Source organism: Emticicia fontis (assembly GCF_054779675.1).
In genome coordinates this window covers 104,577-130,392 of sequence record NZ_BAAGXU010000021.1, presented here as the reverse complement: position 1 = coordinate 130,392, position 25,816 = coordinate 104,577, and the positions used below count along the sequence as shown (strand labels likewise).

Annotated in this window: 16 protein-coding genes; 7 read left to right on the top strand and 9 right to left on the bottom strand. The window is 39.8% G+C overall.

Annotated features, from left to right (window positions below; all coding sequences use genetic code 11):
- Positions 1-55: 55 nt before the first annotated feature.
- Positions 56-3,958, bottom strand: coding sequence for a M36 family metallopeptidase (locus ACYVFA_RS12670; protein WP_460472196.1), 3,903 nt, complete (start codon positions 3,956-3,958; stop codon positions 56-58).
- Positions 3,959-4,670: 712 nt separating this feature from the next.
- Between ACYVFA_RS12670 and ACYVFA_RS12665 the strand changes: the two genes are divergently transcribed.
- From ACYVFA_RS12665 to ACYVFA_RS12640, 6 genes are all read left to right on the top strand, one after another.
- Positions 4,671-5,114 carry a MarR family winged helix-turn-helix transcriptional regulator gene (locus ACYVFA_RS12665; RefSeq protein ID WP_460472195.1) on the top strand — a complete coding sequence of 148 codons (444 nt, stop codon included), beginning with the start codon at positions 4,671-4,673 and terminating at the stop codon, positions 5,112-5,114.
- 2 nt (positions 5,115-5,116) lie between these two features.
- On the top strand, positions 5,117-6,436 hold the full coding sequence (locus tag ACYVFA_RS12660) for a TolC family protein (protein ID WP_460472194.1): 1,320 nt from the start codon (positions 5,117-5,119) through the stop codon (positions 6,434-6,436).
- A 160-nt stretch (positions 6,437-6,596) separates the two neighbouring features.
- Entirely contained in the window at positions 6,597-7,709 is a 1,113-nt protein-coding gene (locus tag ACYVFA_RS12655; protein WP_460472193.1) for an HlyD family secretion protein, read from the top strand.
- A 4-nt stretch (positions 7,710-7,713) separates the two neighbouring features.
- Positions 7,714-9,276 (top strand): efflux MFS transporter permease, encoded by a 1,563-nt coding sequence (locus ACYVFA_RS12650; RefSeq protein WP_460472192.1) that lies wholly within the window; start codon positions 7,714-7,716, stop codon positions 9,274-9,276.
- Positions 9,277-9,482: 206 nt separating this feature from the next.
- Complete coding sequence (locus ACYVFA_RS12645) at positions 9,483-9,947, top strand: YdeI/OmpD-associated family protein (RefSeq protein ID WP_460472191.1); 465 nt, start codon at positions 9,483-9,485, stop codon at positions 9,945-9,947.
- A gap of 7 nt (positions 9,948-9,954) precedes the next feature.
- Positions 9,955-10,425: a hypothetical protein gene (locus ACYVFA_RS12640; protein WP_460472190.1), complete on the top strand. Its 471-nt coding sequence runs from the start codon at positions 9,955-9,957 to the stop codon at positions 10,423-10,425.
- Positions 10,426-10,749: 324 nt separating this feature from the next.
- Here ACYVFA_RS12640 and ACYVFA_RS12635 read toward each other — a convergent pair whose 3' ends face one another.
- The 3 genes from ACYVFA_RS12635 to ACYVFA_RS12625 form a co-directional block, all read right to left on the bottom strand.
- Complete coding sequence (locus tag ACYVFA_RS12635; protein WP_460472189.1) at positions 10,750-11,106, bottom strand: VOC family protein; 357 nt, start codon at positions 11,104-11,106, stop codon at positions 10,750-10,752.
- 148 nt (positions 11,107-11,254) lie between these two features.
- Positions 11,255-11,689, bottom strand: coding sequence for a hypothetical protein (locus ACYVFA_RS12630; protein ID WP_460472188.1), 435 nt, complete (start codon positions 11,687-11,689; stop codon positions 11,255-11,257).
- 134 nt (positions 11,690-11,823) lie between these two features.
- Positions 11,824-12,648: a hypothetical protein gene (locus tag ACYVFA_RS12625; RefSeq protein ID WP_460472187.1), complete on the bottom strand. Its 825-nt coding sequence runs from the start codon at positions 12,646-12,648 to the stop codon at positions 11,824-11,826.
- A gap of 160 nt (positions 12,649-12,808) precedes the next feature.
- On the opposite strand from ACYVFA_RS12625, the gene ACYVFA_RS12620 reads away from it, so the two are divergent.
- Positions 12,809-13,069 carry a hypothetical protein gene (locus ACYVFA_RS12620; RefSeq protein WP_460472186.1) on the top strand — a complete coding sequence of 87 codons (261 nt, stop codon included), beginning with the start codon at positions 12,809-12,811 and terminating at the stop codon, positions 13,067-13,069.
- A gap of 1 nt (position 13,070) precedes the next feature.
- Here ACYVFA_RS12620 and ACYVFA_RS12615 read toward each other — a convergent pair whose 3' ends face one another.
- The 5 genes from ACYVFA_RS12615 to ACYVFA_RS12595 form a co-directional block, all read right to left on the bottom strand.
- Positions 13,071-14,288: a multidrug effflux MFS transporter gene (locus ACYVFA_RS12615; RefSeq protein ID WP_460472185.1), complete on the bottom strand. Its 1,218-nt coding sequence runs from the start codon at positions 14,286-14,288 to the stop codon at positions 13,071-13,073.
- 641 nt (positions 14,289-14,929) lie between these two features.
- Complete coding sequence (locus ACYVFA_RS12610) at positions 14,930-17,599, bottom strand: ABC transporter permease (RefSeq protein ID WP_460472184.1); 2,670 nt, start codon at positions 17,597-17,599, stop codon at positions 14,930-14,932.
- A 27-nt stretch (positions 17,600-17,626) separates the two neighbouring features.
- On the bottom strand, positions 17,627-20,266 hold the full coding sequence (locus ACYVFA_RS12605) for an ABC transporter permease (RefSeq protein WP_460472183.1): 2,640 nt from the start codon (positions 20,264-20,266) through the stop codon (positions 17,627-17,629).
- 109 nt (positions 20,267-20,375) lie between these two features.
- On the bottom strand, positions 20,376-23,033 hold the full coding sequence (locus ACYVFA_RS12600) for an ABC transporter permease (RefSeq protein ID WP_460472182.1): 2,658 nt from the start codon (positions 23,031-23,033) through the stop codon (positions 20,376-20,378).
- A 113-nt stretch (positions 23,034-23,146) separates the two neighbouring features.
- The gene (locus ACYVFA_RS12595) at positions 23,147-25,774 is read right to left on the bottom strand and encodes an ABC transporter permease (protein WP_460472181.1); all 2,628 of its coding nucleotides are present in this window, start codon (positions 25,772-25,774) and stop codon (positions 23,147-23,149) included.
- Between the last annotated feature and the right edge of the window lie 42 nt (positions 25,775-25,816).

Below are 25,816 nucleotides of genomic sequence, written 5' to 3'. Positions count from 1 at the left end.
AGGGCTATGATTACTAAAATCAGCTAAATCAAAGTTCAGGATTAATCTTCATCTTCTAAGGGCAATTCGCTATCTCAGCCTTAAATGTCTCACTCGCCCCTGCCTGAAAGCCCGGATTCAGTAATATAGATTTTCCTGCATAATAGTTTACACCTGTAGCCACATTGGCCGTACTGGTTATTGATTGAGATGCCCGATAATTGCCAGCAACCTGAGCACCCGACATCGTAAGATTTATATTGATTGTAGCTTGCACCGGAACTCTGGCAGAAGAACAACCATTTACAGTACAACTTACATAATAAGTGGTAGTGTTTGAAATACTAGGCGTGGTATAAGTCCCTCCTGTTCCTACTGAGGTTCCTCCTGTAGTAACTGTATACCAACTTATGCTTCCTCCGGCACATCCTGTGGCAGTCAGCGTTACTGTTCCCGGGCCACATCGGCTAGCACCTGATGGCGTTGGAGCTCCGGGAATAGCGTTGACAGTAGCCGTCGCTGACACTCTCGAAGAAGTACAACTACCAACGGTGCAAGCTGCAAAATAAGGAGTGGTGCTAGAGATACTTGGCGTAGTAAAGCTTGTACCAGTCCCTAAAGACGCTCCTCCACTGGCTCCGGCATACCAGTTAATGGTCCCTCCTGCACAACCTGAGGCAGTCAATGTGACTGTTCCGGTGCCACATCGGCTATTGCCTACAGGTGTAGGTGGAGACGCGGTATTTACTGTAATAGTTGCCACTGCTGAATAAACCTGAGCACAACTGCCATTTTTTACTACTGCTCTATACCTGGTTGTCTGGGTAAGATTTGAGAAGTTTAAGGTAGTAGTTGTATTGGTAATTGATACTATATTACTTGCAAAATTATCGGTAGAAGACTCCCATCTGACAATTGAGCCTGTATGTCCACTTAAGGTAAGCGTACCAGCATTGGTTGGTGCACAGACTGTTGTACTGCCCGCAATTGTGCCACCCACAGAAGGAGGATTGATTATAAATGTGGTTTTCGTACGGCAGCCTGGGTACTTACTATTTTCAACATAAAAATTAGTTGAACCTGGTGTAGCTGTATTAGGTACTCCAGAACCAGCCACCCCTACCGGATTAAAAACGTTACCTGAAAATATAGAAGCCCCACCAGAACTGGCCGTAAACCAATTATTGGTGAGTGGGAAAACAGGTACGCTTGCCCGTAAAGTATAACCTCCGGTCGTTCCGGCTCCATAAGTAGCAACTACTACATAATAGGTAGTTCCTGCTGTCAGATTATACCCTATTTTTGAGCCATATATTTTATCAGCCCTGTCATCATCTCCTATTAAGAAATTGGTAGCTGGTGTGGCTGGCGTAAAGCTATTCTGATAAAGTGACACGTATGTATCAAACCTACAACATCCGGTAAGGGATCCGTCAATGGTTTCAATGACTACCCGACCAGTTATTGGTGAAACAAAACTTGTAGCTTGATAATAAACATTAGTGCCGGAGGCCACATAAGTAGTGGCACTGTCTCCCTTAGCTCTATTATAAGTAGAGCCGGAAACTATCGTTCCTGATAAGTTATAGGTATAGGTAGAAGATACAGCTAACCCTTGTCCAGACGGTACTGAACTATCTTTACAAACTAAATAAGTACCCACCGATGCAACAGGTGCCGGATTAACAGTCACCCAAACTTCTTGCTTGACCGGACAATTACTTGGTGTCAATGTAAAATAATAAACTACAATAATTGGTTCGGTAGTCGTATTTATCAAAGTCTCATTGATAGTAGCAGAGTTACCGCTTCCAGCAGCATTACTGATTCCCGGAACGGCCAGACGGCTCCAGGCAAAAGTAGTACCACTGGCAGAAGAAGTAGCAGTATAGGTAAATGCACTACCTGAGCAAATAGTTGCTGTTTTGACAGAAGTCAAAACTCTGTCTGCAAATGGTGTAAAATCTTCTGTTACTATACGGTCATTGGTAGATGCGCCGGTTGAAGCGAATCTTCCTAAACCCCGTCGGGCAAATGCTTTCCATATAGCACATTTGTATCTTTTATTAAATAAAAGTGAATCAGCCGTCAGGATAGCATCACGTGCCTGAACAAAACTTGGGCTACAGGGCTGTAGTCTAAGTCCTTCATTTACTAACTTAAGCGCCGCAATGTTCCCTCTCATATCTGCAATATTAGTCGGCACTGTATAAATATTATTAGCAATCTGACCGTCCTGCATAATAATTTCCCAGGTCATATCCCATAACATGGTTGCCCATATTGATCCTATACCATGAGGTATGGCAAATTTGGTATCACCTACTTTACCATAGGTCACAACTGAGTTTATATTAGCCATATCATACGAATAACGATAGTTTCGGATACCTGTTCCATTGGTTTGTTTTGCCAACGAATAGGTACCTATCCCCCGTGGAATAATCGCACTGGCAAATGTCGGTGTCAGTTTTGACCAATCGGTGGTTAGCATTAAGGCCAGAAAGTCACTCCAACCTTCACCTCCTTGCTCGCTGTTATTCAAACAACTCGAATTAGCCGCGCCTCCTGTTAATCGGGTAGACCATCCATGTCCGTATTCGTGGGCAATAACACCATTATCAAAATCAGAATCGGGCTCATAAGCAGGTGTACCTCCTGCGGTCCATAAATACATCTGCATCCGTGGATTAAAACCATCAATGGGTGTATAGAAATTAGCATTATCAGTACCTGAGCCATCTTGCGCGTCGGCATTGACAAAATCATTTCCCAACCCTAATCCTGTCTTATTGGTCCTCTGAAAATTTCCTGAAGGTTCGTCAAAACCATATCTATACAAAACATCATGCACCACGTTGTTCCAATAAAAAAGGTTTGTAATAGCGGCATCAAGGTTTGCATTAGCAGTACCTACTCCGTTGTTATAATCATAGTTAAAATCCAGTGTAGCAGAAGTCGGGCTATAGCCTCCTGTATCGTTATCATCTCTATCTTCTTTGGCAAATACATTGTTACCTCTTGTAGTTGTATAAGTACTGACTGAGTCATGATGCCACCCGTTGGTTGCGCCCGGTCCTTTACCTGCTGGTAAAAATCTGGTATATGGGCTTATAACAACTGTTTGAGAACCATGGCTCGGGCTTTCTAAAGGATAATCAAATACTTTATAACTATTAGCGGCGAAGGGTTGAGAAATGCCAAAACTTTCTCTTGTCTGCGATGTTGGCTCATGACTGATAATCGGACCATAATCGTGCTTATGCTCAGGTGTTCCGAAATCACAGTGGATAACCATATCTTTGGTATCAATAATATCACCTGTTAGGGCATCTACCTGTACACTCCAATTATTTTTATGATCTTTTGTATAAATCTGTACATTCCATACCAGATTTATTTTGGATACCATTTGCTGTCCAACCAACGTATCGTAAGGAAACCAGTATAGTTTCACGTTTATATTATCTTTCGATAAATCTGCATTGGTATAGACTGCCTTTTCAATCTGCCCATTAGGTAACCTGTTTACACTTACTTGCTGTGTATTGGCATCATTACCGGGCAATTTCAGACTTGTGGCAGCTTTACTAATGGCATCAGTAGGAGATACAGGAATAAGTGTAATCTTGGCTGGTATTTTAGAAGCAATATCAGTTACAAAGGTATTAGCCACGTTCGCTACATTTTCATTTACCAGAATAGTATTCAGAATCCCGTTATAAACTTCAATTGCCTGGTACTTCTGAACAAAATATACGTGATACCATCCGGTAGATGGTGATAGGTAGGCGCTCGAAATATCCATTTCATCAATATCTTTATTAGATAAATGATATTGCGCAGCATTGGCTTTCAGATAGGTTTTCACTTTCTCTACTTCTTTTTGGGCAAAAGCACCAACGGATAAACCAAGTGTGAGCAAAAGCAGGTAGTATTTGTGAAACCTTCGACGATTAGAAAATAAAAGTTTAAGCATAGGAATAGAATTAAGTAAGGAGTAAAATGGGTACTTATTAAAAATACTGGCTAAAATTGTGGATTCAAATGCCTTTAAATAAGTATTTGTTCACTATTTAAAGGAAGCATAAGCTTAGTTATAAAGATTTTATTAAAGAAGCGGGATTACTTATCTGATGGGTGAATTTTATGCTCAAATACTGATTTAGGTGTATTTTGTGGTTGTTCATGACGTATAGCTAAGTAAGTAAAATTCTTGCACATTTTAAGGCAAAACCATTATAAAACCTACAATAATTTACTGAATGGTCAGCGAAAGGTGATTTTTTAATACGAAGGATAAATCGCATGGAGCAGAGGGCTGGGGGCATGGGAGGAAAAAGCAGTAGAAAATTCTTATTTCTTGAAATGAATTACTATTCTGAAACACAAAAAATGGTAAATTTCTTATATCTCGACTTTCTTCTGCCTTATGTCCAACTTGGTCGTCATGTTTATTAAATACAACTTTAATCACATTTTAATAAGCTCCATATAATACGCACTAAATACCAATATATCTATTTGATTATAAACTAGATATAATATTAAAAAGTAATATTAACTCCATCACAAACCCCTCTATTCTTCTCCAAAAAAATCTAACAATTATTTGAATAATTATATCATCAAACAACCTCGTTTAAACGTAATTTGTTTAAACAAATATAGTCTATACATTTGTACCACTTTTGAAAGAAGATATGGGTAAACAGTATAAAAATCAATACCACGAGCTGATAGCCAACCTGCACATAACGGATGGCTACATCTTTAATTATTTCGATCAGAAACTCGCTCCTTTTAAATTATCGGTTCAACAATACTCTGTACTACGCCAGTTACAGGAGGTTTTTCCGGGAAGCCTTAATGCAGGAGAGCTTAAAAACAAAATGCACGAGCTAAATTCGGACATGACGCGACTGACTGATCGCCTGATAAGCAAAAACCTGATTGTACGAGAAGTTGACCCAGAAAATCGCCGTCGGGTAAAATTACGTCTCACCGAAGAATCAAACGAATTTGTAAAAAAAGTAGCTCTGGAGTTTCAGAATTTCGAATCAATTGTCAGTCATCTGACCGACGAAGAAGTAAAAACATTAAACACACTTTTGACCAAAATCAGAAACAAATAACAATGAAGAAGTACATTACAGCCATTGGATTATTCGGATTGAGCATAGGAAGCGCCCTTGCTCAGTCTACTCCAATGCCACTGAGCCAGGCCATTGATATGGCTATTCAGAATAACAAAGGACTGAAAGCAGCCAACCTGCGCGTGCAAGGTGCTGAAGCACGTGCGCAAGAAGTAAAAGACCGCAACTTACCTCAAGCCAGTGCATCCCTCTCCTACTCCCGCTTTAGCCTGATTACGCCGTTTGCCTTTGGAGAAGGCGAAGATGGCAAGCCATTATTCGGGCTTCCAGCCGGAGGATTCAGCGCAACTATGGGAGCTGTCTCTATCAAAAAAGAAATATTCGGAGGTTTTGCTGAGAAAGCTGCCCAACAATCGGCTGACTTATTATTACGCGCCAGCAAACTGGATGTGCAACGTAACCGTCAGGAATTGGTGTATACTGTTACCGATGCTTATTATAATATTGTAAAGCTTATCCGTTCGAGAGACGTTATCAACCAGAACATTCAGCAGTTTGATGAACGCGAGAAAGATGCCCGTAATTTAGAAAAAGAAGGGGTTATCTTGTCAAACGAAGTATTGAAACTACAATTGCAAAAACATAATCTGGAACTGAGCCGCTTGCAGGTTGAAAAAGCCAAAGAAACCGCTCTTTTCAATTTTGGATTGCTGATTGGTGCTGAAAATGCATCTACTATTGCAGTGGATACTACACTTGCCAATCAGGTAATTGCACTTGAGGCAATAAACAGTTTTATAGATCAGGCCATTCAGGTTCGCCCTGAATTACAGGCAATTGCTCTACGTCAACAATCAGCTGATGCGCAACTGCGTCTGGTTAAAAGCAATAAATATCCGCATGTAGGTTTATCTGCAGGCTATAATTATGTAAACCCGAATGCAAGCCTTATTCCTGAAGCGAATACTTTTATCAATGCCTGGAATATAGGTTTAGGGATTTCATATAATATCGGTTCATTATATAACCTGAAAGGACGTCTGAGCAGTGCTAAAACGGCTATCAACGAAAGCATTATCCAAGGACAACAACAAACTGACCAGATTCGCTCAGAAGTTGTAGCGGCTTATCATAATTATGAATTAGCTATTGAGCAACAAAAGGTTATTAAAACAGCATTAGAGCAAGCACAAGAGAATTATCGTCTGACAGAATCCCGTTTCCGCAACGGTTTGGTAGGTTCTACTGACCTACTTGATGCTAATACATTTTTATTACAAGCACAATTAAACCTGATTAATTCAAAAGTAGACGGGCAACTAGCTTACCAGAGACTTTTGAAAGCTACGGGAAAAAATTAACCCCCTCACCCCAACCCTCTCTCCAACAGTGGGTATGGGAGAAAAAAATCGACTATTCACGTAAAACAATCGTAAATATAATTCCCTCTCCACTGTTGGGGAGGGTTAGGTTGGGGTCAACATTAACATTTAAAAACACATTATTTCATAATAAACAATCATGAATACCAAGATAATTATCAGAGTAGTGGGTGCCATTGCATTGATTGCCGCACTTATTTATGGATGGAAAGAAATCCAGTACTTACAACGTTACGAAACCACAGACGATGCACAAATTGATGGAGATGTAAATGCGGTTACACCTAAAATTGGCGGTTATATCAAAGCTATCCGCTTTCAGGATAACCAGGCAGTAAAAGCAGGTGATACACTTTTTATTATTGATGATGCCGACTATAAGATTCGTGTAGCACAAGCAGAAGCAGGTTTACAGACAGCATTAGCCACCGGAGGAGTGAGCCAGTTTAATATTGGTGTGGCATCAGCTACTATACAGAGTTCACAAGCCAACGTGCAAACAGCCCGTAATCAGGTTGCTACCGCACAAGCCAATGTAGCTGCTGCACAAATTCGTTTGAAAAAAGCTACGACCGATTTCGACCGTTATAGCCGTTTATTAGCCGAAAAAACTATTCCACAACAACAATTTGACAATATACAGGCAGAACGTGATGCTGCTCAGGCGGCACTACAAGCAGCACAATCGCAATTAGAGACTGCTCAATTGCAGGTTAATGCTGCTACGACACAAACAGGTGTAACAAGCTCGCAACGCAAAGCTGTTGAAAGCCAGATTGGTGTGGCGCAGGCAACTGCCAAACAACGTCAGGCAGAGTTAGATTTAGCTAAATTACAATTGTCTTATACTGTAGTGGTGGCTCCGGCCTCTGGTGTGGTGTCAAGACGTTCGGTACAGGTTGGCCAGTTAATTCAACCAGGGCAAGCGCTTTGTTCGATTGTAAATACAGATAAATTGTGGGTAACAGCCAATTTTAAAGAAACACAATTGACTGAAATGCAATTAGGACAACCGGTTGATATTGATGTAGATGCTTATGGAAAAGAGAAATTGACTGGTAAAGTGGAATCTTTTGCCGGAGCAACCGGTGCAAAATTCTCATTGATTCCACCAGATAATGCTACAGGTAACTATGTAAAAGTGGTACAACGCGTGCCGGTGAAAATAGAAATTGATAAAAGTAGTCCGGTTTTTGCCAAATTACGCCCGGGTTTGAGTGTATCGGTAGCCGTTGACACACAAAAGAAATAAACAGATGTTAAAATTAGGATTTGATAAATGGATAATCGTAGCGACTGTTACCACAGCAGCCCTCCTACAAACCATCGACTCATCCATCGTAAACGTTACGTTGAATCAGATGATGGGGAATTTGGGAGCATCGCTTGGGGACATCAGCTGGGTTGTGACGGGTTATGCCGCCGCCAGTGCCATCATGATTACCATGTCGGGCTGGTTAAGTGCTAAACTCGGCCGCCGGAACTACTTTGCCGCTTCCATCATTTTATTTACGGTTGCCTCCGTTTTCTGTGGGCTTTCAACCAATGTATGGGAACTGGTATTCTTCCGTGTGGTGCAAGGTATCGGCGGTGGTGGACTATTAACCACCGCTCAGGCTATCCTGATTCAGACATTCCCTAAAGAAGACCTTGGGCTCGCCAATGCCATTTTCGGTATGGGGGTTATCATCGGGCCATCTATCGGGCCTACTTTAGGAGGATATATAACCGACCATCTTTCGTGGAGTTGGGTATTCTATATCAACATTCCATTCGGGATATTGGCAACATTCCTCACTTTTAGTTATATCAAGGAACCCTCCGAACCTGTACCCGCGGGTAAGATGGACTGGCTGGCGCTGGTAATGCTGGTAATGGGTGTTGGTGGTTTGCAGATTATTCTGGAGAAAGGCCATGAAAATGACTGGTTTGAATCAAGTTTTATTGTCTTCATGACAATTGTAGCTGTGGTTGGGTTGCTGGGCTTTATCTGGCGACAAGTGATTGCGCATATTCCTATTCTGGACTTAAGACTATTGGCTAACCGACGCTTTGCAGTAGCTAATCTCTTTAACTTTATTTTAGGCTTTGGTTTGTTTGCTTCGGTATTTATTGTTCCGGTTTTCTGCCAGACTATCTTAGGGTTCACGGCTAGTCAGACAGGTTTATTGATGATGCCCGGTTCGATTGTCACAGGTTTTATGATGTTGATAGTAGGTGTGCTTATGCGTAAAAACTTTATATCTCCTATCTGGTATTCGGCCATTGGTTTTGCGCTGTTTGTGGCATTTTGTTATTATTTATCAGGTTTGAGTCTTTCAACAGGCCCGGATGATTTTTTCTGGCCGTTGATGATACGCGGGATAGGTATGGGATTAATCTTTATTCCATTAATGACTATTACCGTAGCTGACCTTGAACCGGCAAAGATGGCACAAGGCTCTGCCCTATCAAGTATGATTCGTCAGTTGGGTGGTACATTTGGTACAGCTATCATGACTACTTATATCTCAACCCGTACAGTCTTTCATACGGCGCGTTTGAGCGATAATATCTCTGCTTATAATCCTATCTCAGCCGAGCGTATGAAACAGTTTGTAGGTTTGTTTATGTCGAAAGGAGATGCGCTGGTAACAGCCACAGAAAAGGCTTACAAGATGATGCAGGGAACGGTAATAAGACAAGCATTGGTATTGACTTATAATGATACCTTCCTGGTAATTGGGGCGTTCTTTCTGGTTTGTTTGCCTCTTCTTCTGCTATTTATTGGTGGCAAGAAAATAGAAGCATCCGAACATTCAGAAATGATGATGGAATAGTTTTAAGTATTTAGATAAATTACGAAAGGCACAGGCGCAGGCTTGTGTCTTTTTTTAATTTTAAGATTTGAGAAATATATAAATGCCCCATTGACAAAAACCATATTTATTTAACCCCTAATTTGTCCCAAACACCCCCATCAATTGTCGTTTCAATACATTTCTCAATTATAAATTTTCCACTTACTTTGTAAATAAAAAAGCTCATGGAAAATCAGCAACTTGTATTTAAAACCGAATTATTATTAGCCGGAAAAACAGCCACTGGCGTTGAAGTTCCGGCAGAGATAGTTGAAAAGTTAGGTCAGAGTAAAAAACCTCCGGTAAAAGTTACTATTAATGGCTATACTTATCCAAGTACGGTTGCGGTGATAGGTGGAGTTTTCATGCTACCGGTCAGTGCTGAGGTAAGAGATAAAGCGGGTATCAAAAGTGGTGAAATCATTGAAGTAAGTGTAATACTTGATAATCAGCCACGAGTGGTGGAAGTCCCTGCTGATTTCCTGAGTGCTTTAGAGCATAGTCCGGCTGCCAGACAGTATTTTGAGACGCTATCCAATAGTAATAAAAAATATTTCATTGGTTCAATAGAACAGGCAAAAACAGAAGAAACGCGTAAGCGAAGAATCGAAAAAGCTATTGTAGATTTGGAACAACAGAAGAAAGTATAAAACTCTTATGGAACCTACTATCGTTTATTCAGATTTTAGCACTCTCCGTGCTGCCTACATAGAAGTAAAAAAGTTTGCTAGTAAAGAAGTGGGGGTAAAAAAAATTTCGCTTAAAACTACCGTAGCTAAAGATTTAGGCTGTGCTGGTGATGATAATTTTGAACTCCTGGAAAAATTTGTAACTAAGTATGATCTAGATTTTATAGATTTTGATTATTCAAAACATTTTCTTTCAGAAGGAGAGCTGATGCGCCCGGGTCTAGGCATTGTAAATATTCTACTATTATTTTTTTTCCTGATAACATGGGTAATTAAAATCATCACATTTAATAAAATTGACTTTACCGATTTTCAATTATTGCCTAATCTGCATCGAAAAACGCTTGATATGACCTTTGGGGATATGCTAACTTGGTATCTGACTGGGAAATATAGCTTAAGAACTGATGTTAATTTTAAGATTAAATCCTCAATCTAAATCCTATAATCGCCAATAGTGTAGGTTATTTAAATGAGCAAGCGTTATCATTTCCATAGTAAAAACCAATAGCTCTTACCGAATCAGGGCTATTGGTCTACACAAGCTGAAGTTTCAAGTGTTTCTCTTGCAATTAAGCCAAAAAACTTTTAAAATTTGTGGTCAAATTCCATGGGTACATGGATTGATTTATTTATTGTAATACTATTTGAAAAATCGTGTGATTTTATCGCGCGATTTTTTTTATTTACGATAAATAAACATGATTGGTTTTTAAGCGAAGTATAATTGTGATGCCATTTAGGCGAATAAAACTAAAAGTTACTAAATATCGCAGCCGAATGTCACTTGAAAGCCATTCAGGTCTTTAAAAACAATTTCCTTTTTCCCATACTCAGTTCCGGGATTTACCTCTGTTATTTCTGCATTAGCTTTGATTGGCTCAATCAGTTCGTCAATTGAATCCACAATAATGTATATGCCCGCGTCTTTTGTAATTGTAGCATCTTCTCTACCTTCTGGATATAGCATAAACTGCGCACCCGCCCAATCAAGTAAGGCCCAATTCAAACCGCAACCAGGCTCGGCATGCGTACCCAGACATTTAAACCCTAATTTCAGATACCATTCAATTGTGCTTTCAATATCGGGTACGCGCAGAAAAGAAAGACAGATAGCCATTCTATCAGATATTTATGTGAGATTTGCAGATAAAGATAATTTAGATTTAACAGATTATTTGCTCACTAAGTGTATTAAATTATTTTAAATCAGGCAATAAAAAAAGCCTCTTGTCAAGAGGCTCGTATGAATAATAGCTTAATTCCATTTATTCACCAACTGGAGGTTCAGGTGCAGTTGGTGATTCAGAAACTGGAAAAGCAACCGTGCATGATTGACCCCCAAAATTAATTACAAAAGACGCAGCTCCACCTGCGGATGGTGTCCCTGCAACTGCGTAAGTAATCATACCAGAACCTACAGCCAAAGTACCCGGCACTAAAATAGCTGAAAGACCTGTTACTCCTGTTGAAGATACGCCATTGTCTGAGGTATAACTACTGCCATCTCCCCCACTGTAGGGCACTGTAAACGTTCCATTATAAGTAACACCTGCTTTAGCTAAACCTGTAAAGACTGCCCCGGGACAAGTCAGGTTTGAAATAGTAACTGGTTCTACGGAAACAGCTTCTTTTTCCTTCTCACAAGCTTGTAAGCCTAATAAGGCTAGCAAACCTAAACCAAATAATTTTATCGTTTTCATGACATTAAATTTTTATGTTGTATGGATTCATACAAACGGGAAAATTTTATGCCATAAGAATGTGGGGGTAGGTATTCTACACTTTAAGCTAATAGCAGATTAACAGAACCTGGAATCTATATATTACCTCTTAACTATTTGAACCCCTTGAGGTACTTATCTAAAAAATACTTGATATTCGTACCAAAAACAAAGTTGCGAGGATCTAACTCTGTATAGCCTTTTCTGATAGCTTTCACATCTTCATCAGTGAGCCAACCAGCTTTGTTTAAGGAAGTAATATATAATTCGTTAATCTCTCCAAGTCCGAATTGCAAAACCGATACGATTTCGCCCTTGATATTATAGATGGGTGTTCCGGAAAATCCAACTTTCGAGGAGCCAAACATCACTAATTGATACGACTCCTTGACGTTGTTATAAAATTGAGGTAGTAGATAGATCAATGTATCATTCCTGAGCTGGTTTTCTACATTGTCAAAAGCCATAGTAGGCAATTGGGTATACTTACGTAAATTGGCCTCTGTATTAAACTCACTCGCTTTAACGGGAATTGTCTTCTTCAACTTCAATACAATAAAATCTGTTTCTAATTTTCCTTCCTTAAATACATGCTTTGAGAAATCGTACTGTTTGCCAACATATTTATAGAGTAGGTCTATATCAACTGAGTCATATTTTATATTATTATTGGCATCTAAAGTATAATTATAGTAGACCACCATTCTCTTTGGCTTTTTGCTGAAACCAGATGGACGATAAACGCTATAAGTAGTAGCCAAATATTTGCCGTTTACGGTAAATCCACCGCCGTAAATGGTATATTGTTTTCCCTTATCGTCCACTACAACAGATTTCACTCGTATTAGTTTTTTAAAGAGAAAAGCACTGACCTCCTGCGCAGAAAGGGCAAAAGAAAGAAAGGTGAGTCCCAGCACTAAAGAAAAAAATCGCGTCATAAAAGTATAGGTAAATGGCATTTGTGGATCTATCTTTCTAATAACCACCTCCAAAATTAATTGTTCGGGTTAAGACTATAAAAGTTTTTAGGCTTTATTTTGAGTTTGACAGATATTTAGGACTTGTATTTCTGTATTTTTACTTATCAAAATACGAAGCATGAAAATCACCTGGACTTTTTATCCTAAAAATCAGCCCTCGGTATGTCTTGAATTAATTTATGACTATCGGTTAGATGCTTTAAAGCTGGATTGTGGAGGTATTATCGATAGAATAAAAAATATAGCGGTAGTTGACTGGAAAACCTTTTCGGTTTTCAACAAAGGTGAGAGTAATGAAAAGAAAGCTGCCTTTGCTAAATTAGCTGATGTGGCAGATTTTGTACACGAGAATATTGATAAAAATACCCTTTTACCTTAAATCACTCAATTCTGTTCAAGCTAAAAAGTACTAGTGTAATTACTCCACCCACACAATAGGCAATTGTAAGAGGCACAACTGAATGTACGAGTAAACTATCAATTACAGAGCCACCAAAGGCACCAACTACCAGATAAGAAGTGCCGTAGATAGATGCAGCCATTCCTGCCTTATCACCCATAGGCTCTAGTGCTAACGAACTGCTATTTGGCTCAATAGCTATATTCACGCTTTGCAGCAAGCCCACAATCGTAAATAAAACGTATAAGTGAATCGGCTCTTTCGAAGTAAGTGTTAAAATCATTAACAAAATAGCCAGACAAACATAGATAATTAAAAGTGAACGTAAAGTACGACGCGCTCCAAAACGTTGCACAAGCCGGGCATTGATGAAGGTAAAGACACTCATGCAGAATCCGATAATGCCGAAGATATAGACAAAGAGATGTGGTTGCCCGTAGATAGTCCCTACAATCCGCTCAGAACTACTGACATAAGAACTAAAAGCGGCAAATAGAATGGTAGTTATGGTTGTGTATCTGATAAAGGTACGATTGGCAAATACCTCTCTGAAAGACCGAAAAATGGTAAGTAAATTAACTCTGGGTTGTTCAACTGCTGGTCGGGACTCTTTTAAGCGTAGCGACCAGATAAAAACAATTGCGGCAAAGAATGCAGGTGTAAGAAATACGACCTGCCAGCTACTCACCGATAATATGGCAGCACCCAACAAAGGTGCGACCACTGGAACAATCAGAAAGATTGTAAAAATCAAAGACATGGCACGAGCCATCTCATTACCCACAAACCTATCTCTTACGGAAGCTAAAACACCTACAAACATAGCCGAAGAGCCCATACCCATCACAAAACGAGCTATTAATAACCAGAACATACTTGGTACTAGCACTGTGGCAATACAACCACTTAAATAAAGTGCAAATCCAGTGCGTATCACAGGAATGCGACCGTATTTATCAGCCATTGGGCCAAAGATTAACTGAAATAATTGTCCGAAAAAGAAAAAAGTAACCAGGCGCGCCGTAGCCGTTGATTCCGCGCCTAAATGAAATTCCTGTCGGACGGCATCAAAGGTGGGTAACATAATATCAATAGCCAATGCCGTGAGTAGCTCTATGCACGCCATCATGACTATAAACTCAGTGCGGCCAATATTCTTTGTGGTGGATTGTGGTTGATTCACTTCAATTGCTTGCATGAATGGGAAAGTAGTTTTCTGATAGGCAAAATTACAACCTCATTCCCATATAACAAGGGTATAGAAACGCCAAAAAGAGGGGTAAATCGGACATTTATTTCTTGCTGAAATAATAGTATGTATTTTTGCCTCCTTTCAGCATGCCCCACTCTTCTTTTATAAAATCAAATTGCTGATTCGTCTGGTAGAAACTCTTTAACTCTCAACTGCTTTATGGTGGGTTGTATGGGCATATTAGCTGTCGTAGATTAGGAATTGTGTGCATGGATTTATCTCAAATTCCATTAAGATTTCTACCCCTGAATTTCTTCTTTTTCCGGGGTTTTCACAAGAGTTAATCGATGAAGATTATTTAATGTAGTATTGATTGGATTTAGAATATAGCACCTACCTACAAAAAATCCCCTAAAACAAGGGGACTTTTGCTTTAATTACAATTTATTTTACTTTTTAACTAAAAGTCTTGCTAAAATAGTCATATAAAACGAATTAAAATTAAAAAATTACAAAATTCCGCATTAATTATTAAAAAAATTTAAAAATAATGAAAAAGCATGGGGCATGGTGCAAAGGGCTTGGGAAAATAAATCTAAACTTTTCCTTTTGCCATTCGCTCCATGCCCCATGCTCTCTGCCCTATGCTATTCGCTCTTCAAACTCTTCACCGGATTCATTAAAGCCGCTTTAATGCCTTGAAAGCTAACCGTTAATAAAGCAATAATAATAGCTAATACACCTGCTAAGGCAAACATCCACCATTGTAAATCTATTTTGTAGGCAAAATCCTGTAGCCATTTATTCATGGCATACCATGCCAATGGAGAAGCTATCAGAATGGAAATAAGCACCAACATCAGGAAGTCTTTTACTAGTAGTTGTACAATGCCACTCACAGAAGCACCCAATACTTTTCTGATACCCACTTCTTTTTTGCGTTGCTCCATCATAAACGTTGACAAGGCAAATAAACCCAGACTGGCAATGATAATAGCCAATACTGCAAAGGCCGAAAATATCTGTTGCGTGCGTAGTTCGCTGGCATAAAGGGCGGCAAATTTCTCATCCAGAAAATAGTACTCCATTGGCCCTCCCGGATTAAAGCTATCCCATTGTTTTTTGAGATGGTCTATAAATCCGTTTACATCTTTGGTATTGATTTTGATAACCATACCACCATAATTCTGCCCTAGCACCATCATAGCCGGGGCTACTTTTTGTTTTACTGAAGCATAATTAAAATCCTGCATTACGCCTAAGACCTTAAACTCTCTGTTTCCAGAGCGCACAATGCTTCTGCCAATCGGGTTTTTATTGTTCCAGCCCAATTCACGTACAGCCGATTCGTTAATAATTACTCCTGATGAATCTGTTGAAAACTCTTTTGAGAAGGCGCGACCTTGTTTAACTTTTATGCCCAAGGTATTCATGTAATCATAGTCGATATTAAAAATATCAATATGTATTTCTACTCCATTACCATTCTCATTTACGGGGTGAATCTGGGTTCCGTTCAAGTTATTGTTGCCCGGCACCATGCGTGAAATACTCGCTGAAACCACCCGGTTATCTTTCTTCAATTGCTCCTGAAAAGCCATTTGATTAGTGCCCAATAGTCGGGCATCAGGCATGAATATCACCTGGTCTTTATCATAGCCCAGTTTTTTATTCTGCATATGTTGCAATTGTTGATAGACCACAATTGTGGCAATAATCAGCAAGGTGGATACCGAAAACTGAAAGACTATCAAACTACTCTGGAGTGGGTTTTTATTTTTCCCCGCAGCAAATAATCTTCCTTTCAGGGTTTGGATGATACCGAATGAAGACAAGAAGAATGCCGGATAAATACCTGCAATGATACCCGACATAAAGCTCACCAGAAATAGTGCAGCAATTACTTTATAATCCAGGAAGAACCAAAAACTCACGTTTTTATTAGCCAACTCGTTGAAATAAGGCAAAAACAAAAAGATAAGTGCATACGCAAATAGCATAGCAAGAGAGGTCAGCAGGATAGATTCAGCCAGAAACTGCAAGACTAATTGTTTTTTGATAGAACCCAATACCTTGCGGATACCCACTTCTTTAGAACGTTTAGCTGATTGTGCCGTTGATAAGTTAGTGAAATTGACACAAGCCAGAAGCAGAATAAAGACAGCTAAAGCTGAAAAAACATATACATATTGAATATCTCCACCTGGCTCGATTTCATATTTGGTTTCGCCATATAAATGTATGTCAGTAAGTGGCTGTAATAAAAAGCGGAAAGTCTCTACCGATTTCTGTGCTTCTGCCAGACTGATACCCATGTCTCGTTGTACTTCCGGCACTACATATTTCATCACCAGTTGCTGAAACTTTGCTTCCAGTTTCTTTACATCTGTATTCTTATTTAATTCAAGATAAGTATAAGGCCCCAAGTTACTCCAGGTCGGGTTTGTTATATGCCAGGTAGACATACTCAAAAAGGCATCAAAATGAAAATGCGAATTATCGGGTACTTTATCAAATAGACCTGTTACCTTGTATGCCGCCTGTTGCGTGCCAATAGCTAAAGATTTACCGATGGGGTCCTGGTCGCCAAAATATTTGGTCGCCATTGTTTTCGAAATCACAATGCTATTTGGTTCTACCAAAGCTTTGTCAATATTGCCTTCTAATAATGGAATGGAGAACATTTTCAAAAAATTGGCCTCAGCAAAAGCCATGTGCTGCTCTTTAAACTGGTTATTTTCATATTTCACAAAATCGACTGCCTGAGAGACCTGTGTGAAGTCTTTTATTTCGGGGAAAGTATTCTTCATACCTATCCCTACTGCATAGTCGGCATTGGGGTAAGTAATGATATTGCCGTTTCCGGTTACAGCCAGATTGACACGGTATATCTGGTTGGCATTAGCCACGTGCCGGTCATAACTTAATTCACTATACACAAATACAGCTATCAGCATAAAGCAGCTGATGCCAATGGCTAAGCCGAAAATATTAATGGCTGAAAATGCGGAGTTCCGACGCAAGTTCCGCCAGGCGATGGTAAAGTAATTGCGAATCATAAGTAGTGAAAGTATTGATACAGAATTAGAATAATTATCTTGATAAGAAGCACCTAAACGACGCTTCAGAAAATAAGGCCGACAAAACCGAAGTGCCTCCCATACATATAGCCATCGGGCTTTTTTAAGGCCAAGTTCTTCCACCTGCACCTCAAACTGCTCGTGCATATCTCCTTGTAGTTCTTCTGCTAAATCCTCAGGCAGAAAAGCATTCAGGAGTTTGTCTGCCCATTTGGGAGGAGTTGGATTGCTTGGCATTTTTCTAATGTTTTTGAACTATTTTCTTTATTCACTTCTCAAGCTCTTCACCGGATTAACCAATGCGGCTTTAATTGCCTGAAAGCTTACTGAGACTAAGACAATAAAAATGGCAGATAAGAGGGTAACAATAAAGACTCCTACGCCAATGGAAATGCGATAATTATAACCTTTCAGCCATTGTTCCATTGCATACCAGCCAATTGGGGCTCCAATGGCAAAAGCAACCAACAACAGGCGAATAAAATCTTTGGTTAAGAGTTGTACCACACTTATCACTGGGGCACCTAAGGCTTTGCGGATACCTATTTCTTTGGTACGTTGCTGGGCTGTGTAAGCTGCCAGGCCAAACAAACCTAAGCAGGCGATAAAGATGGTAAGCCCTGTAAATAGACCCGTTAAAGTGCCTGTGCGTTGCTCGTCTTCAAATTTTGCTTTATACGATTCATCGGCAAACATATATTCGAAAGGATAAGCCGGATTATATTTATTGAAAACCTTTTCTAAGGTTGCCAGATTATCAGCAGTCGAATTGGCAGGGTTCAGGCGAATGCTTATCCAACCTAAACCAATCGGACCACCAGGGCCTTCAATTAATGCCGGATTAATCGGGTCGAAAGGAGAAGCATAAACAAAGTCTTTCACTACTCCTACCACATGCCAGTCTGCATTACCAAATTTGATATTCGTACCTACAGGGTTCTTCAGATGCATGGTTTTTACGGCTGTTTCATTCAGTACAACTGCATTTGAATCAGTTGCATATTTATGTATATCTATTTCTCTTCCTGCTACCAGATTTGTACCCGTTATTTTTGTAAAATTGGCGTCAGTTCCAAATCTGTCAAACTCAATATCCTTATCAATGGATGTACTGCCTGGCCAGGTAACACCCCATTGGCGTAGGTTAATATTGGTAATGGGGCCTAAAGATTTACCCATAGAAACCACAGCACCACTTTCGAGTAATTCCGCTTGCAAAGCCTCATAGTGTGAGGCTAGGTCGCCCGGTAAGTCTGTAAAAAGTAAATTATTCTGATTGAAGCCTTTGTCACGGTTCTGTGCATAATCAATCTGTCGGCTGATAATCAGGGTAGACACAATCAGCACAATGGCAAAAGTAAATTGTGTTACTACCAGAATTTTGCGAGGAGTAAAAGCGGCTCTTTGTGAGCGAAGTCCACCTTTGAGTACTTTAGAAGGCTGAAAATTAGCCAGGAAAAAAGCAGGATAGGCGCCGGCAAGAAGGGCTGTAAATAATAGAACACCCATGCCAGCCAACCAGAAATAGCCGGAAGTAAAATTCAATGAAAGGATTTTGCCAGTCAGCTGATTAAACATGGGTAGGCTTAACAAAACAATGAATAGCGCTACAATGCCTGCAAAAAAGGTTAATAAAACCGACTCACCTATAAATTGTAAAATCAATGATATTTTCTGGGCGCCTGCTACTTTTCTTACGCCTACTTCCTTCGCTCTTTTTTCGCTTCGGGCGGTGCTTAAGTTAATAAAATTAACAGCGGCTATCAGAAGAATAAAAGCAGCAATTAAACCGAATAGGCGTACAGTTACGATTTTTCCATCAACCAGTTGCCCATTTTCCTGTTTCGAATACAGATGCCATTTATTGGCCGGATGCAAATAAATCTGACGATTTTTCACATCATCCAGGATGCCTTTCAAATGTTCAGCTGTTACACTTTTAATTTTCTCGTTTACTACCGCTTCATCGGCATGCTCTTTCAATAATACATAAGTAAAATCATTATTTGACTCCCAGGCATCAGTGCCCCAACCCAGGTTAATAAAATAATTATAAGGCAATAAATATGAGATATAATTGAATTTGCTGTTATTAGGTAAATTTTCCAACACACCTGTTACTGAAAAGCTTTCCTTATTATTAATCTGTACTATCTTGCCAACTGCCAGCGTAGTACCGAATAATTTTTCGGCTAGTTCTTCAGTAATCACAATACCATTATTACCTGACAACACACTTTGCGCATTACCCGATTTAAGTGTAAAATCAAATAAATTCAGGAAAGAAGGGTCAACGAAAGCGCCGCTGGCGTTCATTTTTGTATCCCCTACACTTAAGGTAAATCCTGTTGACCGGAATCTTGTTGTTTCCTCTATTTCTGCATAATTCTGTTTCAGGGTTGGTGCCAGGAGCCTTGGAGTTGTCTCCCAGGTTTGCGGTGTTCCACTGAAAATATCCTTGTTATAGACCTGATATAACCGATCGGTTTTGCTGTAGAATCGATCATATTGTAATTCATCTTGTATCCAGAGGATAATCAGCGTACAAGCAGCCAGACCAACTGCCAAACCACTGATATTGATAAAGGTATAGCTTTTGGCACGCATCAGGTTGCGAAAAGCGATTTTCAGATAATTTCTTAGCATAATAAGGTTTATTAAAGAGTAAATATTATTTAAATCATCAGCCTGTGCTGATAAACGACGTTTCAAAAAATAAGGCCGGCAAAATCGTAGCACTTCCCACACATACAAACATCTGGCTTTGAACAATCCAACCTCCTCTACCTGTATCTCAAACTGTTCATGCATATCTCCCTGCAACTCTTCCGACAAATCAGGCGGAAGCATCGCTTGAAGCAGTTTATCTGCCCATTTGGGAGGAAGGCTTGTTTGATTTTTCATATCTACTTGTTTATTGAGTGAATGAGCGAATTAGTGATTGAGTAATTATTTTTAAACCAAACTATAAGGCTAATCACTCATTCGCTCAATCACTAATTCACTCAATCCTCTACTCACTTCTCAGGCTTTTTACAGGATTCATCAAAGCGGCTTTGACACTTTGGAAGCTTACCGTTAATAAGGTTATCAATAAGGCTCCGATACCTGAAGCAGCAAAAATCCACCAGGATAATTCGGTATGGTATTGATATTTTTGTAACCAGTCACTTAAAAAATACCAGGCGATTGGTGCGGCAATGGCAAATGCAATTACTACGAGAATGGCGAAATCTTTAGATAATAAACTCCAGAGATTCAGCGCGCTGGCACCCAGTACCTTGCGCACACCAATTTCTTTCGTACGTTGTTCGGCTACAAATGAAGCAAGACCGAAAAGGCCCAGACATGAAATAAAAATGGTGAGAATAGCAAAGGCTAAAGCCAATGTTCCTATACGTTCTTCGGCTGCAAATTTTCTATCATATTCCTGATCGGCAAACTTATAGTTGAAAATGGATACAGGGCTATATTTCTTAAAAATGGTCTCAATTGTACTGACTGCTTCGCTGGCACTTACATTCGGATTGAGTTTAAAATTCATAAAATTGCCATTGTATTTAGTCAGATAGAAAAATGTCTGACGCGCAGGAGTGTAAGGAGATTCCATCACCATATCTTTAATAACGCCTATTATTTTATATTGCAAGGCATCTTTTCCACTTCCCTCTCTTACAATGGTTCCCACCGGATTTTTTAGACCCATAAATTTCACAGCTGCTTCATTGACTATCAGGCTCGATGAATCTGAACTATAATCTCCCCTGAAATCTCTTCCGTCTTTCAATTGCCAGTCAATTGTTTTGCCGAACTGCGGAGATATGCCAACTACAGCAAAATCAGGACTTTGGGCGGGGTCTTTCCCTTCCCAATCAAAGCCCCCGTTCACATGCCAGACATTGGTTAGCGGACTTTCTGATTCAGCTATTTCTGTTACCATTCCTGAAGCTTTCAGTTCATCCCGAAATGCATTAAAATGGTTATGAATATCAGCAGTAGTGGTTTGGGCATACACCAATCCATTCCGGCTATAACCTATCGGGCGGTTTTTAGCAAACTGAATCTGTTTATAAACAATGATGGTTCCGATAATTAAGGTAACTGATACCGTAAATTGAACAACCACCATCACTTTACGAGGTACAGCCGCAAAACGTCCTACCCGAAAAGTACCTTTGAGAATGCTAACGGCCTGAAAAGAAGACAGGTAAAAAGCAGGATAGCTTCCGGCAATCAATCCTGTAAGTAGGCAGAAAGTCAGGCTGATAAGCCAGAAAACAGGATTTGTCCAGAGCATTGTCATTTGTTTATCTGCCAATTCATTAAAGAATGGCAGCAATAACTGCACACCTAGTAGAGCAATAGCAAAGGCCATGAAAACGACTAATAGAGACTCACTTAGAAACTGACCAATCAATTGCCCACGAACTGACCCGACAGCCTTGCGAACCCCCACTTCTTTCGCCCGTTTTTCGGAGCGGGCTGTGCTCAGGTTCATAAAATTGATACAAGCCAATAGTAGCACAAAAACACCGATAATACCGAAAAGCCATATAAATTGGATCTGTCCACCTATATTAATTCCGTCCTTAAATTCTGAATACAAATGCCATCTGCTCATGGGTTGCAGGAAGATGAGAGGCTTAAAAGACTTCTGAAAATTATCCACTTTCCGGAGTTTAGCATCTTTTATACGGGTAGAGACAGTAGCCATATCGGCTTTATCAGCCAATTGCACAAATACCTGAAATGAGTTATTATCCCATTTATCTTCTGAATATTTCACCCACTCTCTCATGGCTACATTCACCTTCCAGGGTACCATGTAATCCATATTGTGGAACTGGGTATTATAAGGTAAATCTTCATATACACCTGTCACTTTCACAGGTATTATATTATCAATCTTGACTGTCTGATTCAAAGGATCAGTATTACCGAATAAATCTTCAGCCATACTTTCAGAAATCAGCATCGAATTAGGTTCTTGCAGGCCGGCTCTTGTACCTTTCACCATTGTAAGCGATAGCATTTCAGTTGCAGCTGGTTCTATATAATTTCCATCTTTCCAGACTTTTTTATCTCCTATCGAAATCGTATGCCCTTCTGTCCATGAAGACAGAATGATATGTTTGAAGTCATTACCATAGCTATTACGAAGTTCGTTAGCTATCGGGATTGGTACCGCTACACCTGTTCCAATTACACCATTGACCGTCTGCGATTGCATGACCTGTGCAATGCGGTCATAATTTTTAAAGGATTTGTTGTAAGAGAATTCATCGTAAATCCATAAACCAATGAGCATCGTTACGGTCAGGCCAACGGCCAAGCCCCCGATGTTTATGAGCGAATAGCCCTTGTGTATGAGCAGATTCCTCCAGGCGATTTTTAAGTAATTGCTTATCATAATGAGTGAAAATATAGAAACAGGGTTATAATTCTCAGTTTTTCGTATCCAGCGACGCTTTAAATAATAAGGCCTACAAAATCTTAATGCCTCCCACACATACAAACATCGGGCTTTGAACAATCCAACCTCTTCTACCTGCACCTCAAACTGCTCGTGCATATCTCCTTGCAGCTCTTCCGCCAAATCTTCTGGCAGAAAAACTTTTAGCAGTTTATCTGCCCATTTGGGTGGGGTGAGTTTTTGAGATTGTTTGGGCATTTTATGCTATTTATTGAGTGATTGTGTGATTTAGTGAATGAGTGATTGTCGCTCTAATCAATAATCTTTCCGACTTTAGATAACTCACACTTTTAAATCAGGTTACATACCATTTATTCACTTTTAAGACTCTTTACCGGATTGACTAATGCAGCTTTGATGGTCTGGAAACTGACAGTCATCAGGGCAATCAATAAGGCACCTAAGCCTGTGATAGCAAAAACCCACCATGATAGACTAATGCGATAAGGATAGTTTTTGAGCCAGTCGCTCAGGAAATACCAGGCCGTTGGGGTAGCTATCAAGAAAGCAATCAGTACCAATAAGATAAAATCTTTTGAAAGTAGCCCCCAGAGACTTGTGATACTTGCCCCTAATACCTTGCGTACACCAATTTCTTTGGTGCGTTGCTCGGCAATGAAAGAGGTTAATCCGAATAAACCCAGACATGAAATAAAAATGGCTAAGCTAGCTATCAGTAGTGTTAAATTGCCGATGAGTTGCTCATAGCTGAATTTCTTGGCATATTCTACATCAGCAAACTGGTATTCAAACGGAAAAGCCGGATTGTATTTTCCGAGAACATCACCTATTTGAGTGATAGCTTCGCTAGCGGATAAAGTTGGATTTATTCTGATATTGATGAAGTTGGTTTCTTTATCGAAAACAATCGTTAAAGGGGCAATGGCCTGAAAAGGTGAACCCATTTGCATATCGGCTATTACTCCGATTACGCGCAATGGCTTGCCTTCAAACTTTAATAATTCTCCCAACGGGTTTTTCAGATTCATTCTTTTTACCGCAGCTTCATTCAGAATTACTCCTGATGAATCGGAAGAGAATTGTCTTGAGAAATCGCGACCTTCCAGTAATTTTATTCCTAATGTCTGGGCATAGTCAAAGTTTGTTTCTATTCTATTAAAAGGTACGCCTTTATCGGCTTCGGTAGAGTTTTTCCACTCCCAGCCTACTCTATCTCCCCATATTTGTGTGGGCGGAGAATTGGTCTTCGCCATTGACAGCGCCAATCCTTTAGAAATCAACTCCTGCCGAAGCGGTTCGAAATTCTTTATTAAATCTGCCGAAGCATTTACTGAAATAAGTCCCTCGCTTGTGAAGCCAATAGGTCTGTTTTTGCCATGTTCAATCTGTTGGTATATCACAACCGTGGCGATAATCAGCACAATTGAAAAACTAAATTGTATCACTACCAGCACCTTTCGAGGCATAGATGCATTTTTGCCGATATATACAATACCTTTCAGAATTCTGATTGGATTAAATGATGATAAGTAAAGGGCTGGATAGCTCCCAGCCAATAGGCCGGTCAGACAGGTAAATAACAAGGCAATACCCCAGAAAGTCGGGTTTGTCCAGGGCAATTGCATGGTTTTCTGCGTCAGGCTATTAAAATAAGGTAGAGAGATATAGCTGATAATCAGGGCAATAGTTAATGCAAAAAAAGCAAGCAAAAGAGATTCGGATAAAAACTGACCAATTAACTGTTTTCTTAAAGAACCCATTACTTTACGAATGCCTACTTCTTTCGCTCTTTTTTCGGAACGGGCCGTGCTTAGGTTCATAAAATTGATGCAGGCGATTACCAGAATAAAAGAGCCGATAATGGCAAATAGAATCACATATCTGATAAAACCACCTGTATTTTTGCCATTAGCGAAGTCAGAGTAAAGCCGCCAGTCAGACATGGGATGAATAAATACCTCAGGCTTTACACTGGTGCGCACCAAAGAATTAGCCTCTGCATGACTGAGCATTTCATCTTTTATTTTGGCATTCACTTTAGCAGGGTCAACACCATTTTTTAACTGCGCATATATTACAAATACATTATAATCCCAGTGGTCTTTGGTAAAGGTAATTACATCAGGATTAAACGTTTTTATCAGTTCCCAGGGCATCAGGTAGTCAAATTGAAAGCTGGCGTTGGCAGGTTGCTTGGCTACAACGGCAGCTACTTTTACATCAATTTTATTATCTACTTTTACAATCTTTCCGATGGGGTCTTGATCTCCGAAAAGGTCTTGTGCTGTTTCATCTGTTAATACAATGGCATTGGGTTCTTTTAATGGATTTTTATCTCCTTTCATGATATTGAAAGAAAACATATCTATGGCCTCTTTACTTATCAAGCTTCCTTGTTTCTGAATCTTTTTATCGCCTATGCTGAGTACTCTTTCAGCACCCCAATCACAAATGGCTACTGCCTGAAAATCGGGGTAATTTTGCCGTAAGGCATCTATCATCGGCAATGGTGATGCCTCCATTGTAGACCTCACATCTGAATAGGTCTGATGAGACATGATTTTATAAAGGCTATTATAATTGGCATGATGCTTATTAGCCGAAAGTTCATCCTGCATCCAGATACCAATCAGGATTGTAACGGCCATACCAATAGCGAGTCCACTGATATTAATGGCTGAATACGTTTTATTTTTAGCAAAATTGCGCCAGGCTATTTTCAGATAATTTCGTATCATATGAGGGTTTATTAAAAAGTAATAGGCATTATCAGAATTATTTTTTGCTAATAGGCGACGTTTGAGAAAATAGGGTCGACAAAACTTTAATGCTTCCCAAGCGTACAAAATCCGGGCTTTGGTCTCTCCTATCTCCTCCACCTGCCTTTCAAATTGCTCTTGCATATCACCTTGCAGTTCTTCCGCTAAATCTTCCGGCAAAAAAACTTTTAGCAGTTTATCTGCCAATTGGGGCGGCATGTTAGTTTGACTCTTCATATTCAATTGTTTATTGAGTGATTT

Excerpts from the sequence above, each read along its gene's own strand:
- ACYVFA_RS12660 (WP_460472194.1), top strand. The coding sequence starts at position 5,117 with ATGAAGAAGTACATTACAGCCATTGGATTATTCGGATTGAGCATAGGA.
- ACYVFA_RS12645 (WP_460472191.1), top strand. The coding sequence starts at position 9,483 with ATGGAAAATCAGCAACTTGTATTTAAAACCGAATTATTATTAGCCGGA.
- ACYVFA_RS12620 (WP_460472186.1), top strand. The coding sequence starts at position 12,809 with ATGAAAATCACCTGGACTTTTTATCCTAAAAATCAGCCCTCGGTATGT.
- ACYVFA_RS12650 (WP_460472192.1), top strand. The coding sequence starts at position 7,714 with ATGTTAAAATTAGGATTTGATAAATGGATAATCGTAGCGACTGTTACC.
- ACYVFA_RS12635 (WP_460472189.1), bottom strand. The coding sequence starts at position 11,106 with ATGGCTATCTGTCTTTCTTTTCTGCGCGTACCCGATATTGAAAGCACA.
- ACYVFA_RS12625 (WP_460472187.1), bottom strand. The coding sequence starts at position 12,648 with ATGACGCGATTTTTTTCTTTAGTGCTGGGACTCACCTTTCTTTCTTTT.
- ACYVFA_RS12605 (WP_460472183.1), bottom strand. The coding sequence starts at position 20,266 with ATGAAAAATCAAACAAGCCTTCCTCCCAAATGGGCAGATAAACTGCTT.
- ACYVFA_RS12610 (WP_460472184.1), bottom strand. The coding sequence starts at position 17,599 with ATGCCAAGCAATCCAACTCCTCCCAAATGGGCAGACAAACTCCTGAAT.
- ACYVFA_RS12595 (WP_460472181.1), bottom strand. The coding sequence starts at position 25,774 with ATGCCGCCCCAATTGGCAGATAAACTGCTAAAAGTTTTTTTGCCGGAA.
- ACYVFA_RS12640 (WP_460472190.1), top strand. The coding sequence starts at position 9,955 with ATGGAACCTACTATCGTTTATTCAGATTTTAGCACTCTCCGTGCTGCC.
- ACYVFA_RS12600 (WP_460472182.1), bottom strand. The coding sequence starts at position 23,033 with ATGCCCAAACAATCTCAAAAACTCACCCCACCCAAATGGGCAGATAAA.
- ACYVFA_RS12630 (WP_460472188.1), bottom strand. The coding sequence starts at position 11,689 with ATGAAAACGATAAAATTATTTGGTTTAGGTTTGCTAGCCTTATTAGGC.
- ACYVFA_RS12655 (WP_460472193.1), top strand. The coding sequence starts at position 6,597 with ATGAATACCAAGATAATTATCAGAGTAGTGGGTGCCATTGCATTGATT.
- ACYVFA_RS12670 (WP_460472196.1), bottom strand. The coding sequence starts at position 3,958 with ATGCTTAAACTTTTATTTTCTAATCGTCGAAGGTTTCACAAATACTAC.
- ACYVFA_RS12615 (WP_460472185.1), bottom strand. The coding sequence starts at position 14,288 with ATGCAAGCAATTGAAGTGAATCAACCACAATCCACCACAAAGAATATT.